12 protein-coding genes are annotated in these 14,344 nt (G+C 69.6%); 4 read left to right on the plus strand and 8 right to left on the minus strand.

The annotated features are described in order from the left end of the window. Positions 1-166: 166 nt before the first annotated feature. Positions 167-1,603 carry a sigma-54 interaction domain-containing protein gene (locus tag DS837_RS29765; protein WP_149168050.1) on the minus strand — a complete coding sequence of 479 codons (1,437 nt, stop codon included), beginning with the start codon at positions 1,601-1,603 and terminating at the stop codon, positions 167-169. 203 nt (positions 1,604-1,806) lie between these two features. Between DS837_RS29765 and DS837_RS29770 the strand changes: the two genes are divergently transcribed. The 4 genes from DS837_RS29770 (at position 1,807) to DS837_RS29785 (ending at position 4,787) form a co-directional block, all read left to right on the plus strand. Next, on the plus strand, positions 1,807-2,382 hold the full coding sequence (locus tag DS837_RS29770) for a sigma-70 family RNA polymerase sigma factor (protein WP_149168051.1): 576 nt from the start codon (positions 1,807-1,809) through the stop codon (positions 2,380-2,382). Beyond that, the gene (locus DS837_RS29775) at positions 2,379-3,032 is read left to right on the plus strand and encodes a ChrR family anti-sigma-E factor (RefSeq protein ID WP_149168052.1); all 654 of its coding nucleotides are present in this window, start codon (positions 2,379-2,381) and stop codon (positions 3,030-3,032) included. Before DS837_RS29770 ends, DS837_RS29775 begins: the two co-directional genes overlap by 4 nt. 68 nt (positions 3,033-3,100) lie before the next feature. Beyond that, positions 3,101-4,300, plus strand: coding sequence for a DNA polymerase IV (locus DS837_RS29780; RefSeq protein ID WP_149168053.1), 1,200 nt, complete (start codon positions 3,101-3,103; stop codon positions 4,298-4,300). A gap of 94 nt (positions 4,301-4,394) precedes the next feature. Then, positions 4,395-4,787, plus strand: coding sequence for a DUF4280 domain-containing protein (locus DS837_RS29785; protein ID WP_137104949.1), 393 nt, complete (start codon positions 4,395-4,397; stop codon positions 4,785-4,787). 136 nt (positions 4,788-4,923) lie between these two features. Here the strand turns inward: DS837_RS29785 and DS837_RS29790 are convergent, their stop codons facing one another. The 7 genes from DS837_RS29790 to DS837_RS29820 form a co-directional block, all read right to left on the minus strand. Beyond that, the gene (locus DS837_RS29790) at positions 4,924-5,601 is read right to left on the minus strand and encodes a toxin-antitoxin system YwqK family antitoxin (RefSeq protein ID WP_149168054.1); all 678 of its coding nucleotides are present in this window, start codon (positions 5,599-5,601) and stop codon (positions 4,924-4,926) included. 1 nt (position 5,602) lies between these two features. Next, positions 5,603-7,678 (minus strand): type VI secretion system Vgr family protein, encoded by a 2,076-nt coding sequence (locus DS837_RS29795; RefSeq protein ID WP_149168055.1) that lies wholly within the window; start codon positions 7,676-7,678, stop codon positions 5,603-5,605. Positions 7,679-7,694: 16 nt separating this feature from the next. Beyond that, complete coding sequence (gene tssH / locus DS837_RS29800; protein WP_149168056.1) at positions 7,695-10,316, minus strand: type VI secretion system ATPase TssH; 2,622 nt, start codon at positions 10,314-10,316, stop codon at positions 7,695-7,697. Beyond that, positions 10,313-11,371, minus strand: coding sequence for a type VI secretion system baseplate subunit TssG (tssG, locus tag DS837_RS29805; RefSeq protein ID WP_247890199.1), 1,059 nt, complete (start codon positions 11,369-11,371; stop codon positions 10,313-10,315). Before tssG ends, tssH begins: the two co-directional genes overlap by 4 nt. Further along, positions 11,368-13,164, minus strand: coding sequence for a type VI secretion system baseplate subunit TssF (tssF, locus tag DS837_RS29810; protein WP_149168058.1), 1,797 nt, complete (start codon positions 13,162-13,164; stop codon positions 11,368-11,370). The genes tssG and tssF overlap by 4 nt, the downstream gene beginning before the upstream one ends. A gap of 14 nt (positions 13,165-13,178) precedes the next feature. Then, positions 13,179-13,637: a type VI secretion system baseplate subunit TssE gene (gene tssE / locus DS837_RS29815; protein WP_137116493.1), complete on the minus strand. Its 459-nt coding sequence runs from the start codon at positions 13,635-13,637 to the stop codon at positions 13,179-13,181. A 176-nt stretch (positions 13,638-13,813) separates the two neighbouring features. Next, a complete protein-coding gene (locus DS837_RS29820; RefSeq protein WP_051658325.1) occupies positions 13,814-14,329 on the minus strand; it encodes an Hcp family type VI secretion system effector in 516 nt (171 codons plus the stop codon). Positions 14,330-14,344: the final 15 nt, after the last annotated feature.

A 14,344-nucleotide genomic window follows, 5' to 3' on the forward strand; every position in this document is an offset into this window, starting at 1 on the left:
CCTTCCATGGCGCGCATTGAGAAGCGTCTGAGCAGCGACGCATTGCCCCCTCCCTGACCCTCCCCCGCTGACGCAGGGGAGGGGACAACTCCCTCTCCTGCGAAGCGGGGGAGGGAAGGGGCCCGCGGCGGAGCCGTGGGAAGGGTGGGGGCAACGCGCCGCCTCCTCACACCGTCCCCTGCGTGTCCTCCTTGATCCCCAGCGCCTGCATCCGCTCGTAGAGCGAGGCGCGCGAAATCCCCAGCAGTTTGGCAGCCTTCGCCTTTACCCCGCCGGTGCGGGACAGGGCACCGACGATGGCCGCGCGTTCCGTGTCTTTCAGCACGTCGCTCAAGGGACGGTTTCCGCCCTCCGCCGCGCGCTCGCCCGAACCGGCGGGACCCGCCGCGCGCGGCAAGGCGCCACGGATGTGGTCGGCGGTCAGGACCGCGTCGTCGGTCATGGCCGATACCCGCTCCAGCACGTTGCGCAGCTCCCGCACGTTGCCCGGCCAGTCGTAATCCTCCAGCACGGCGATGGCCCCGGCGGTCAGCTCCCGCGACGGGGCGGCGGTGGTGAAGGCCAGCTCGTCGAGGATGCGGTCGGCGATGCTGCCGATGTCCTCCGTCCGGTCGCGCAACGGCGGCAGGGTGATCGGAACCACGTTCAAACGGTAATAGAGGTCGGCACGGAACTGCCGCTCGCGGACCAGGGCGTCGAGGTCGCGGCTCGTCGCCGCGATGACGCGCAGATCGACGCGCACCACCTTGTTCGATCCGACCGCCTCGAATTCCCGCTCCTGCAGCACGCGCAGCAGCTTGGCCTGGAGCGGCAGCGGCATGTCGCCGATCTCGTCGAGGAACAGGGTGCCGCCGTCGGCGAGCTGGAACTTGCCCTCGCGCATTTTGCGGTCGGCGCCGGTGTAGGCGCCGGGGGCGACGCCGAACAGCTCCGATTCCAGGAGGTTTTCGGGGATCGCCGCGACGTTCACCCCGACGAAGGGCGCGTTGGCGCGCGGGCTGGCGGCATGGATGCCGTGGGCCAGCAGCTCCTTGCCGGTGCCGGTCTCGCCCAGCAGCAGGACGGTGCTGTCGAGCTGCGCGGCGCGGCGGGCCAGGCGCTTCACCTCGCGCATGGAGTCGCTGTTGCCGATCATCTGCGACAGGGAGTATTTCGCGCGCCGCTCCTGCGCCAGCTCCTGCCGGGTGCGGTTCAACTCCTCCTGGAGTTTCTGGTATTTCGACATCAGCGGGCGCAGCCGGTCGGCCCGGTCGAACAGGGCGAAGCCGATGGCGCCGATCAGCGTCCCATCCTCCGCGCGCAGTGGCAGGCGGGTCACCACGATGGTCCGCTCCCCGATGTCCATGAGGTCGAGCAGCATGGTCTGCCCGCTCTCCACCACATGGCGCATCTGGCTGTTGGGAATGACCTCCTCCACCGGGCGGCCCAGCGCGTCCTCCGGGTTGCCCGAATAGCCAAGCAACTCAAGATAGCGGTCGCCGATCCAGGCGATCCGTGCGTGTTGGTCGACCACGATCAGCCCGACGCAGGCGTCCGCCAGATGCTGGAACAGCGACTCCACGGCCCTTGCCCGCAGATGTTCGAAGTTCGGTTCGAGGCTCATGCCTTCTTCCTTCTTGATGAGGGGCTTGGTGGAGGGCGTCGCGGACCTAGCATCAAGTGGGGGCACCATACCAGGGAATCCAGTTGGGGAATGCTTGACCCATACGCACGGCAGCAACACTATGCCGAATTACGCCGTGTGCCGAGGGACACGCTGTTGTATGGTGCGGCACGACGCTGACCGACCGAAGATTTGTCCCTGGCATGCTGCCGAAGGCCGATTCGAACGACCCGACCATGCCGGACCACGAGCAACTGCTGCTTGCCGTCGCGCGCAACCGCGATTCCACCGCCTTCCGCGCGTTGTTCGACCACTTCGCGCCGCGGATCAAGGCCTACATGCGCCGGCTGGGCGCCGACAGCAGCGCGGCGGAGGAACTGGTCCAGGACGTCATGATGGCGGTGTGGCTGCGGGCGGACCGCTTCGACCCGGCGCTGGCCAGCGCCTCCACCTGGATCTACACCATCGCCCGCAACCGCCGGATCGACCGCGTCCGGCAGGAGCGGCGGCCCGAGCTTCAGCCCGATGATCTGATGTCGGACGGGGGGGAGGAGCCCACGCCCGACCACCAGTTCGAAGCGGCCGAGACGGCCTTCCGTCTGCGCGCGGTGATCGGCAACCTGCCGCCGGAGCAGGCCGACGTGCTGCGGCTCGCCTACTACGAGGACAAGGTTCATGCGGAAATCTCCGCCGAACGCGGCATCCCGCTGGGAACCGTGAAGACCCGCTTGCGGCTGGCCCTCGTTCGCCTGCGCCGGGCTTTCGGGGAGGAGGCGTGACCGTGCCGGCCCATCATCCCGCCCCCGAACGGCTTCTCGACTACGCCGCTGGCAGCCTGCGCGAGGTGCAGTCGCTGCTGGTCGCCGCGCATCTCGCCTATTGCCCGGACTGCCGCGCGCAGGTCGCGGAGCTGGAAGCCTGCGGCGGCGTCCTGCTGGCGGATCTGCCGCCGGAGCCGGTGTCCGATTCGCTGTTCGGCACTCTGATGACCCGGCTCGACGCGACGGCCGCCGCGCCGGCGCCCGTTCCCACGCCGGCCGGAAAGAGCCTGTTTCCCGGCCCGCTGCGCCGCGCCATCGGGGCGGAGCCGGAGGCGCTGGAATGGGTGCGCATCGTTCCGGGCGTCCATCTGTCGGCCTGGGGCGTCAGCGCCGGAACCGCCTCGGCCTGCCTGCTGCGCATGGCGCCGGGGTCGCGGGTGCCGGCCCACCGCCACACCGACAGCGAGATGCTGCTGGTGATGAAGGGCGGCTTCTCCGACGAGTTCGGGGCCTATCGGGTCGGCGACGTGGCGTCCTACGACACCGGCACGCCGCACCACGCCGTGGCCGACGCGGACGGGGAATGCCTGTGCCTGCTGGTGCAGGACCAGCCTTTGGTCTTCACCGGCCCGCTCGGCTGGCTGCTCAATCGGGGCTTCCGCTTCTGAGCGGAAAACTGGAACGGGACGGGAACATTCCTTTCCCGCCGCGGGCGCGCTGCTGCTAGACTGCGGCCATGGCTGTGTTCGACGATTGCAAGGTCCTGTGCCGCGACTGCGCGGCGGCTGTCCGCGGGAGCGAGCCGCGCTGCCCGAAATGCGGCGGCCGGCGGCTGGTCCGGCATGAGGAACTGCACGGCCTCGCCATCGGCCACATCGATTGCGATGCCTTCTACGCCACGGTGGAGAAGCGCGACCGGCCGGAGTTGGTCAGCCGCCCGCTGATCATCGGCGGCGACCGGCGCGGCGTGGTGGCCGCCTGCTGCTACATCGCGCGGATGGCCGGGGTGCGCTCGGCCATGCCGATGTGGCAGGCGCTGGAGGCCTGTCCGGACGCCGTCGTGCTGCGGCCCGACATGGCGAAGTACAAGGCGGTGGGCCGGCAGGCGCGGGAACTGATGCACGCTTTCACGCCGCTGGTCGAGCCGCTGTCCATCGACGAGGCCTTCCTCGACCTCTCCGGCGTGGCGGAGCGGCTGAGCATCAGCCCGGCCCAGGCGCTGGCCGAACTGATCCGCCGCTTCGAGAACCAGCTGGGCATCACCGCCTCGGTCGGGCTCAGCTACAACAAGCTGTTCGCCAAGATCGCCTCCGACCTGGAGAAGCCGCGGGGATTCTCGGTGATCGGGCGGGGGCAGGCGCTCGACTTTCTGGCGCCGAAGCCGGTGTCGATCCTGTGGGGCGTCGGGCCGGTGCTGCAGCGCAAGCTGCAGTCGGACGGCATCCGCACGGTGGGCGACCTGCGCGGCTGGACGGAGATCGATCTGGTGCGCCGCCACGGCAAGATGGGCCGCCTGCTGCACCGCTTCGCCCGCGGCCAGGACGACCGCCGGGTGGAGCCGGAATCGCCGAGCAAGAGCATTTCCGCCGAGACGACCTTCGACTGGGAGACCGCCGACAAGGCCGCGCTGAAGGACGCGCTGCTGCCGCTGGCTGAGACGGTGGCGCGCCGCCTGTCGACCGCGGGCTTGTGGGGGCGCAGCGTGGTGCTGAAGATGAAGACCGCCGATTTCCAGACCATCACCCGCTCCCGCCGCGTCGATCCGCCGGCGCGGTCGGCGGGGCTGATCTGGCAGACCGGCTGCGAGATGCTGGACGCCGAGCCGGACGGGCGGTCGATCCGCCTGATCGGCGTCGGCTGCACCGACCTGCTCGACCCGGAGACCGAGGCGGAGCCGGGCCTGTTCGACGGATTCGGCCCGTCTCCGCCGGGTTGAAGCGAATTCGGACCATTCCGGTCCAGGGATCGCTTGCCGCGGGGCGGCTGAGGCGCCCACTCTTCGCTTGGACGTTTCGGTATGGAGAGACGGGATGAGTCAGGCGGTGTGCGCGGGGGCGATGATGACCTGCAGCTTCGGGGCAGCGCCGTCCGCCCTGGTGGTGCTGCCGCTGAACCGGACGATGGCCGGCGGCCCGCCGATGGCGAACATCATGGACAACAAGCCGATCATGAACATCCCGCCCTTCGGTGTGTGCACCAGCCCGGCGAACCCGGTGGTGGCCTCGATGATTCCCGTGCCGCCGCCGGGCGTGATCAAGCCGCAGCCCTGCGTTCCCTGCACCGTCGCCCCCTGGGTGCCTGGAGCACCTACGGTCATGGTCGGCAACATGCCGGCCCTGACCTCCACCAGCAAGCTGATGTGCAATTGGGGCGGGGTGATCCAGATCACGCTGCCGGGGCAGTTCACGGTTCAAACGCCGTGAGGTGTGGGAGGTGCCCCCTCCCTACCCCTCCCCCGCTTTCGCAGGGGAGGGAACTGCCGCCGCTTCGCAGAAGGCACCCTCTCCCGCGAGAGCGGGGGAGGGCCGGGGTGGGGGCAAGACTGCCCAAAGGCTTCCCTCACCCCGCCGGAGGCTGCAGCACGGCGATTTCCTTGCCGTCCTCCGAATAGGTCCGCAGCGGTTCGATCAGCAGGCCGCGGCGGTAGACGCCGTGCTGCATCAGCGCGCCGGAGGGGAAGAAACGGCGCAGCACCCCGTCCTGAAGCCCGTCCAGGAAGGCCGCGCGCTCGCTCACCGTGCCGTCGTCGTAATAGCCCAGGACGGGGCCGTGCAGGCGGTCGTTGGCGTAGCTCTCGCGCCGCATCGGACGGCCTTGCGGGCTGTGGAACAGCGCCTCGCCCTCGCGCTTGCCGTCGCAATACTGGAAGACGGCGGCCACCGTGCCGCTCTCGTGAAAGAAAACCGACGGGCCGTTGAGAAGCCCGTCGCGGTAGGTCATGCGGCAGGTCGGGCGGGCGTTGGCGTAGAAAGTGGTCTGGCCGTGCTGCACGCCGTGCGCATACTCCGCCACCTGGACGAGGCCGCCGCCGGGCGCGTAGTTGCGCACCTCTCCGTGCAGCTTCCCGGCGCTCAGCCGGGCGCGCAGGATCGGGTGCCCGTCCTCGCCGTAGGCGGTGTAAAGGCCGTGAAACTGCTCGTCGCGCATCTCGCCGCTGCGGACGATGCGGCCCTGCTCGTCGCGCTCCTCCACGGGTTGGGGATCGGATACGGCTTCATCGGCTGTCTCACCGGCCATCTCAATTCACCTTCACCAGGGTGCCTTTGACGGTCATGATGGCGCCGGCGCTGACCTCGCCCATGGTCTGGGCCTTCAGCGTCGCGGACAGTCCCTCGGCGGTCAGGGCCATGCCGGCTTTCAGGTTCATGCCCATGCTCGCCTTCACGTCCATGCCCATGCCCGACTTGATCTCCATGGCCATGCCGGACTTCGCATTGAAGGCGCCGCCGGCGTCGAGCTTCATGTCCGTCCCGGACTTGACGCCGACCTCGCCGGAGGTGGCGGTTACCTTGACCGACTTGCCCTTGATGACCACATCGCCGGTCACGTCGATGGTCAGGTTGCCCTTGATGGTCAGGGTGTAGTCGCCGTCGGCCTTGTGGATGAAGTCCGCCTTGTTGGTGTGGGTCTCGTCCCCCTTCACCGTCACGGCGCGCGTGCCCTTCGCGACGTCGTGCGTCTCGTTGCCTTCCGACACGGTGATGCTGTGATCGTTCTTCACGGTCAGCTTGCGGTCGTGCTGGATGTCGATGGTGCTGTCGTTCTCGACCGTCTCCACCTCGTCGTGTTTGATGAGGCGGGTCACGTCGTTCAACACCTCGACGTTCATGTCCTTCTGGGCGTGAACGAAAATCTCCTCGGCATCGGCCTTGTCCTCGAAGCGGATCTCGTTGAACTTGCCGGTGCCGTTCTTCGAGGTCTGGGTCTTGATGGTGCTCTTGGTCGAATCGTCGGGCAGCGTGTAGGGCACGGTCTGCTCGGCGTTGTAGACGGAGCCGGTGACCAGCGGGCGGTCGGGATCGCCGTCGAGGAAGGTCACCACCACCTCCTGCCCGACGCGGGGGAAGAACATGATGCCGTAATTCTTGCCCGCCCAGTTCTGTGCGACGCGGACCCAGCAGGAGCTTTTCTCGTCCTTCTTGCCCAGCCGGTCCCAGTGGAACTGGACCTTGATGCGCCCGTACTTGTCGAGCCAGATCTCCTCTCCGCTCTTGCCGACGACGATGGCGGTCTGGGTGGAGTGGATGCGCGGCTTCACCGCCGTGTCGAGCGGGCGGAAGGGCAGGTCGGGCGGGAAGGCGGTGAAATGGGCGTTGAAATGGCCGCTCGCCCCGTCGATGCGCACCGAATGCAGGACATACTCGGCGTTCAGGTCGCTCTTGCGGTGGCCGGACACGGTGATGCGCGTCCCGGCCTCCAGCGAGCGGCATTCGCCGCTGCCGCGCACCCGGCGGCCGGGGAAGGCCAGCGCCTGCTGGCGCAGCTTGGCCATCGCCTCGCCGTCCGACGAGGTGGTGTGGCGGCCCATGTAGTCGCTGACCGTGCCGAAGCCCGACGCGCCCTCGGCGGTGGCGTAGAGGTCGGTGGAGGGCGTCTCGAAATGGTAGCCGTCGATGCCGTAGCTCTTGGTCGTCACACGCCGCTCGACGCTAAGCCCCGTCAGCACATGGTCCTCGTCGTCGTGCCCTTCGGTGGCGCGGTATTCGAAGGCGTCGAGCAGCGGGCTCTTGGCGAAGGCGTTGGCCCCGTCGCCCAGCACCAGCGTGTGCTTCCCGTCCTCATGGGCGAAGTAGTAGAAGATGCCTTCCTCTTCGAGAAGCCGGGCGACGAAGTTGTAGTCGGTCTCGCGGTACTGCACGCAGTATTCGCGCTTGGCGTAGGTGCCGGTCAGCGACTTCTTGAGGTCGGTGTAGCCGGCGCCCTTGCAGACCTCCTCGACGATTTCCGGGACCGTCTTTTCCTGGAAGATGCGGCAGTCGCCAGAATGGGTGAGCATCCACAACCAGGGATGAAGCTCCGCCTCGTAATGGGCGACCTGGCCGCGGTCGTCGACATGGGTCAGCTCGATCCGGCCGACGATGGCGTTGATGTGGCGCACCGTCTCCTGATCGCCGAGCGTGATGGCGACGGTCACCGCCTTGCCGACGATGCGGTCGAAGGCGATGTCCTCGTCCGACGAGATCATGGTCACGCGGTAGGTGAACAGCGACGACAGCCGCTCCTCCCCCACGATGGTGCGCAGCGCCAGCGCGTCCGCCCCCAGCGGGGTGGTGATGGACAGATACTGGCCGTCCTGGGAAAAGCGCTTCGCCATCCTCGCCGCTCCCCGGTCAGGCCGCCGTGCCGTCCACGCTGACGGTGAACCGCCCGTCCGCGCCATGGTCCACGGTGATGCGGCCCACCGGCTGGCCGGCGGCGACGCGGTCGAGGATGCGGATCGCCACCTCCGGCACCACGAACTCCGACAGCAGCGTGTCGATCATGCGCGCCCCGGCGTCGGAGTTCAGCGCCCGCAGGACCAGCGCCTCCACCGCCGCGTCGGTGACCGCCAGTTCGGCGCCGCGGTTGCCGGCGGTGCGGCGCTGCAGCTTGTCCAGCTTCATCGTCACGATGCGGCGGATCTGCGCCTCGTTCAGCGGGTAGTAGGGCACGACGGACAGGCGGCCGAGGAAGGCCGGGCGGAAGCGGCGGCGCAGCACGTCGGAGATGGCGGCCAGCCCCTCTTCCCGCGCCTCGCCGATGCGCCCGGCGTCGAGCGCCTCGCGGCCCAGAGCGAACAGCTCGGTGTCGCCCAGGTTGCTGGTCAGCAGGATCAGCGTGTTACGGAAATCCACCTCCACGCCCTCGCCGTCCTCCAGCACGCCCTTGTCGAAGACCTGGTAGAACATGTCCAGCACGTCGGGGTGGGCCTTCTCGACCTCGTCCATCAGCACCACGGCGTGGGGGCGGCGGCGCACCGCCTCGGTCAGCACGCCGCCGCTGCCGTAGCCGACATAGCCCGGAGGGGCGCCGCGCAGGGTGGCCACCGCGTGGGCCTCCTGATACTCCGACATGTTGATGGTGATCAGGCTGTCCTCGCCGCCGTTCAGCAGTTCGGCGAGCGCCAGGGCGGTTTCGGTCTTGCCGACGCCGCTCGGGCCGCTCAGCAGGAAGACGCCGATGGGGCGCTGCGGCTCGCCCAGACCGGCGCGGTAGCCGCGCACGGCCCGCGCGATGGCCTGGAGCGCCTGCGGCTGGCCGACGACGCGGGCGGCCGTGCGGTCCTCCAGCGTGGCGACCACCTCCAGGTCGTCCTTGGACATCGAGCCGACCGGGATGCCGGTCCAGTTCGACACCACGGCGGCGACCACCGCGCCGTCCACCCGGTGCGGGACCAGAGGGCTATCACCCTGAATCGCTTTCAGCTTCTCCATGGCCGCCGCGGCCTCCACCGCGTGGCCGGCCTTCAACGCGGCCTCCACCGCATCGACCAGATCGCGTTCGCGGGTCCAGCGCTCGTCCAAAGCGGCCTTCTCCAGGGCCAGCGCGCCGCGGCGTTGCGAAATCTGCGTCAGGCGGGCGTGGTGGGCGGTGCCGGGCTCGGCCTCCAGCCGCTCCGCCTCGCGGCCCAGGATGGCGTCCTCGCGCTCCATCGCCTCGATGGCCTCGGGCTTGGAACTGCGGGCGATGGCGACGCGGGCGCAGGCGGTGTCGAGCACGCTGATCGCCTTGTCGGGCAACTGGCGGGCGGGGATGTAGCGGGCGGACAGGGCCACGGCGGCGGCGATGCCGTCGTCGAGCACGCTGACCCCGTGATGCTCCTCGAAGCGGCGGACGAGGCCGCGCAGCATCGCCGCCGCCGCCGTCTCGTCCGGCTCCGGCACCGAGACGGGCTGGAAGCGGCGGGCCAGCGCCGGGTCCTTCTCGAAATACTTCTTGTACTCGGCCCAGGTGGTGGCGGCGATGGTGCGGAACTCACCGCGCGCCAGGGCTGGCTTCAGCAGGTTGGCGGCGTCGCCCTGGCCGGCGGCTCCGCCGGCGCCGATCAGTGCGTGCGCCTCGTCGATGAAGACGACCATCGGCACGGGGGAGGCCGAGACCTCCTTGATGATCGACTTCAGCCGGTTCTCGAACTCGCCCTTCACCCCGGCCCCGGCCTGGAGCAGCCCGAGGTCCAGCGTGCGGATGACCATGCCGCGCAGCGGCGGCGGCACGTCGCCCTCGGCGATGCGCAGGGCCAGCCCCTCGACGATGGCGGTCTTGCCGACGCCGGGGTCGCCGACCAGGATCGGGTTGTTCTGGCGGCGGCGCATCATCACGTCGATGACCTGCCGGATCTCGCGGTCGCGCCCGATCACCGGGTCGATCTTCCCGGCCTTGGCCTGGGCGGTCAGGTCCTGGCTGTACTGGTCGAGCATGGCCCGCCCGTCCGAGGCCGCACCGCCACCGACCGGTGCGGCGGCGGGGGCACCGTCGGACGCCGCGGCGGACGGCCCGCCCGCCTTCAGGGCGCGGACCAGTTCCGGCAGGTCCGACGCGGTGCGCTCGCGCGGCAGGGCGAGCAGGGAGGGGGCGGACTCCGTCACCACCGCCCGCACGGAATCGCAGGCGACCGCGGCCCAGAGGATGGCCGGGAGAAGGATCTGCGGGCTGTCCAGATGGGTGACGGAGATCAGCAGCGCCGTCTCCAGCATCTCCGGCACGCGGGGGGAGAAGGCCGGGGTGCGGCTGTTGCCGCGGCGGATGCGGTCCAGTGCGGCTTCGAGTTCCGTTTCCAGCCGGCCCGCCTCGACGCCGTAATGGCGCAGGATGCCGGCGACGGTGGCGTCCTTCAGCCGCAGCAGGGCCAGCAGCACATGCTCCGCCTCGACGTCGTAATGGGTCTGCGAGACGCACAGCGCGGCGGAGCGTTCGAGAACCTTGCGCCCGTCGCGGTCGAGCTTTCCGATGAGAGACTTGATGTCGGCGGTCACGGGACGGCTCCCTGGGATGACGTTGCGGGCGGGGCGGGATCGAGGGTCAGGCGCCCGTCCTTCAGGTTCGGGCGGCCCGGCGCCCGCAGCCAGGAGGTCCAGCCGAGACGGCTGCCTTCCGGCGGCTTGGTGGACAGGCGGGTCGGCGGCACCTTCGTGGCCTCCAGCACCAGCACGATGCGGAAGTCCATGCCGTCCCCGGTGTGGAAGCGGGCGAGCGCGCAGAGCGTCTGGTGGTGGCGCCCGTCGGGCAGGAACTCGCGGAAGCGCTCCAGGCTGTCGAGCGTCAGTTCGATGGCGTAGCAGCTCTGCTGGTCCCAGACGCGGCGGCCCAGCACCACGGTGCGGCCGAGGCTGTTGTTGCGCGCGCCGAAACCGCCGCCGATGCGGGTCCGGCTCTCGTCGTCCAGCGGTAGCCAGCGCCCGACGAAGCTCTCGACCCGCACCTTGACCCGGAAGACGGCGCCGAGGATCGCCTCCAGCCCAGCCGACGAGCGGCGGCGGTTGGCGAGGATGCCGGAAAAGGCCAGCAGCATGCGATCGGGCGTGCCGGGCAGGCGCTGCTCCAGGCCGGGCGTGCCGATGCCGGCCAGCGCGCGCAGCACGCGGGCCATCAGCGTGCGTTCCGGATCGCGCTCCAGCAGGGGCAGGCTGCCCTGGCGCGTCCGGTAGAAGATCGACATCAGGCGGTGGTTGAAGATGTCGTAGAAGGCCGAGCCCGCCGTGTCGCGCCGCGCCGCCCGCTCGACCAGCAGTTCGGTGGCGACGTAGGGCAGGGGGCCGTTGATGCCCGCCACGCCCAGAACGGGGGAGCGGACGACGCCACGCCCGTCCTCGGTCCGCCGCGCCTCGACCACGTCGCTGGCGGGGAAGACGAAGCTGGGGTCGTGCTCGATGCGGACGGCCTCCTGCTCCGGGTCGATTCCGGTGCCGAGCGGCGCGTAGCTGGGGGCGGCGCGCTCCAGCAGGGCGATGGCCTGCAGCAGGTCGAAGCCCCAGGGCTCGGCCTCCAGCCGGTCGATCAGGGCGGGAGGGTGGGACGCGCGGTCCGTCACAGGACTGGCTGGCTGCCGGCAAGGCGCGACCATGCCTTCCACACCCCTTCCCGTTGCACCGAGCGCAGCCGAAGCTGGGCGAAGGCGTTGACGTTGACGTAGAGCCCGAGGAAGCGGCTGAGCACCCCGCCGAAGACCAGCGGGCTGGCGCCGACGAAGTTCCGCTCGTCCAGGGCAACCGTCACTTCCAGCCCGCGCACGAAGCCGCGCCAAGCGTCCTGCCCCATGCGGTGCAGCACCGGGCGGGAGGACAGGCCCTGCACGCCGCGGATCTGGTGCTGGGCGGACGGATCGTCGGGCGCGTGAAGCAGCAGGATGGATTGCAGGGCGCGCAGCCCCTCGGCGTCGCCGGTCAGGCTGAGATGGTTGACCGACAGATGCGAGATCAGCTTCCAGGCCGACGAGCCGCCCGCCGGGGCGGGGCGGCCGGGCGTCGGCTTGTGCAGGCAGCGGATGGTGGCGATGGGTGCCGCCTCCTCGATCATCAGCGCGGCCCCTGCCGGGACCTGCTCGGCCAGCGCGCGGTTGGTGCAGAGCGTGCGGACGAGAAGCGTCTCGTCCGCCGGGTCGGTTGGCGTCAGGTCGAGGTGGTGCAGGCTGAGATGCAGGTCGGTGCCCGGCACGTCCTCCCGCTGGGTCGGCTCGCGCGCGGCCAGCCAGAAGCCGCGCGGTTCCGTTTCGGCCTCCGCGTGCTGGTGCGAGAACAGGGGGACGTAGCGGTGGTGCATGCCGTCGCCGTCGCGCAGGCCGCTGACCTCCAGGATCGAATGGACCTCGGTCGTCCGCTCGCGCAGGGCGTCGGGAACGACGCGGTAGGCGGTGCGCCGGTGGTTCAGCCGGATCGGCTCCGCCGTGCGGTTGAACAGGTTGACGATGGGCGTGCAGCCGAGGACGAAGCTGTCCTTGCGCAGGGTCAGCCGGTTGGGCAGCGGGCGCGACACCGCGATCAGGATGTCCACGACCTCCCCCGACAGCCGGCCCTGGGGAAGCGGCAGGTCGTAGAAGTCGAACTTCTGCGGGAACTCGAAGTATTCCTGCAGCAGGCCGTAGGCGGGCTGGGCGTGCTTGGGATGCGGCAGCACCGTCTCGTCCGGGCCGAAGCCCACGGGGGCGATCAGGTTCTCGCCGCGCAGCCGCACCGGCGGCTTGCCGGGCTGGACGTAGGCGATCTCGACCACGCCGCACAGGAACAGCTCGTGCAGGGCGGAGGTGAGGATCGTCTCGCCGTCGATGAACAGGCGCAGCTTGTCGATCGGCAGATTCTCGAAGGACTGGTTGCGCGTCTCCAACCTTAGCCGCAGCACCGACGCGGTGGCGGCGCCGTCGAGGAAGTCGTAGCGGTCGGCCGGCTCCACCGCGGCGTCGGTCACCGCGACCGGCCACAGCGTCACGTCGTAGGCGGTGCGGAAACGGCAACGGATGTTGTCCTCCGCCACGGCGTGCAACGGGGTGCCGCGCGGCACGCGGAAGCCGCCGGTCAGCCGCCCCTCGCCGGGCACCGGCTCCATCCGCGCGATGCCCATGGCCGGGATCGGCGCGATCATCTGCGGGTGCAGGATGCCGAGCAGCGCCTCGGAGAAGCGCGGGAACTCGCGCTCCAAATTCAGTTGCAGGCGTCCCGACAGGAAGGCGAAGGATTCGATCAGCCGCTCCACATTGGGGTCGGCGGCCTGATCCGGTCCCAGCGCCAGCCGGCGCGCGATCTTGGGATAGCTGCGCGCGAAGGCTTCGCCCGCCCGGCGGACGTAGAGAAGCTCGCGTTCGTAATGGTCGAGGAGATCCTCGCGCCGCATCCTGGTGCGTCCTTTCAGCCGGATTCGGCGTGGCCGCGCAGGCCCACGTCGAACTCCAGCCGTTCGGTGACGGTGCCCGCCACGACCTCGCCGGAGATGCTGGTGACCATGGTGCCGCGCCCGGTTCCGGCGCTGACGGTCACCCGCGGGCGCTTCAGCCGCGGCTCGAAGTCGATGATGGCCTGTCGCACCATCCGCTCCACCTGACGGCGGTCGGCGTCGGAGGCGGCGTCCAGATGCGTGATGTCGGAAATCCCATAGTCCAGCGCCGTTCCGCCGAGGTCGGGGCGGCGCGTGCCGGTGCTGCGGCTGTCGAGGATGCGCGCGACCTCGCGCCGGATCGACGCCTTGAGGTCGGGCATGGACAGCACCGTGGCCGACGGCTCGTCGCCCGTCGGGTGGTCCGGTTCGAAGTCGATCAGCCGTTCGAACAGCAGCGACCGTCCGCCGGTCATCGTCTTGGGCTGGGTCATCGCCGTGTCCGTTCGATGTTATCCCTCTCCCGCCCCGGGAGAGGGAAGGGACCCGCGCGCAAGCGCGGGAAGGGTGAGGGTGTTGCCAAGGTTCAATGTCGGGATACTCGGCGGCACACTCACCCGCCCGCTTCGCGGGCACCCTCTCCCGGGGCGGGAGAGGGGTGTTCACAAGTTTAGCTGTCGGACACGGTGCCCTTCAGCAGGTTGAACTTCACGCCGCCACCGCCCTCGTGCTTCTGCTCCTCGGTGTAGCGCTTGTAGGTCCAGTAGATCTCGGTGGCGTTGATCTCGATGGTCTCGGTCGTGTCGCCCTCGTTGACGCTCAGGCTGTGCTTGGCGATCAGCGGGTTGGTCAGCTCGATCGTCAGGAACTCGCCCCACTGGTGGGTGTCGCCGATCGGCTTCAGGCAGTGGATGGTCCACTGCTTCTTCGCCGTGTCGGAGTTGGCCGAGCGCAGCAGCAGCGAGATCAGCTTGGGCGAGGCCCGGTCCCACTTGCGCTCGAGCGTGATGTTCTCGACCTTCGGGGTGTGGACCGTGCGGCGGGCGTTGGTCGACACTTCCATTTCGACGGTCATGTCCTGCGACAGGGAATCGCACAGGATCATGTCCTTGAACACCGTGCCCCCGGCGATCTCCACCGCGGACTCCCCCTGGACGTTGGGGATATCGAGAATGATCATAGACATGCGGATTTACTCCGG

This window comes from Azospirillum brasilense, assembly GCF_008365405.1.
In the GTDB taxonomy this organism is placed as follows: Bacteria; Pseudomonadota; Alphaproteobacteria; order Azospirillales; family Azospirillaceae; genus Azospirillum; species Azospirillum brasilense_D.

Coding starts and splice junctions, on each gene's coding strand:
- DS837_RS29780 (WP_149168053.1), top strand. CDS start 3,101: ATGGCTGTGTTCGACGATTGCAAGGTCCTGTGCCGCGACTGCGCGGCG.
- DS837_RS29770 (WP_149168051.1), top strand. CDS start 1,807: ATGCTGCCGAAGGCCGATTCGAACGACCCGACCATGCCGGACCACGAG.
- tssE (WP_137116493.1), bottom strand. CDS start 13,637: ATGACCCAGCCCAAGACGATGACCGGCGGACGGTCGCTGCTGTTCGAA.
- DS837_RS29765 (WP_149168050.1), bottom strand. CDS start 1,603: ATGAGCCTCGAACCGAACTTCGAACATCTGCGGGCAAGGGCCGTGGAG.
- DS837_RS29785 (WP_137104949.1), top strand. CDS start 4,395: ATGAGTCAGGCGGTGTGCGCGGGGGCGATGATGACCTGCAGCTTCGGG.
- DS837_RS29820 (WP_051658325.1), bottom strand. CDS start 14,329: ATGTCTATGATCATTCTCGATATCCCCAACGTCCAGGGGGAGTCCGCG.
- DS837_RS29795 (WP_149168055.1), bottom strand. CDS start 7,678: ATGGCGAAGCGCTTTTCCCAGGACGGCCAGTATCTGTCCATCACCACC.
- tssF (WP_149168058.1), bottom strand. CDS start 13,164: ATGCGGCGCGAGGATCTCCTCGACCATTACGAACGCGAGCTTCTCTAC.
- DS837_RS29790 (WP_149168054.1), bottom strand. CDS start 5,601: ATGGCCGGTGAGACAGCCGATGAAGCCGTATCCGATCCCCAACCCGTG.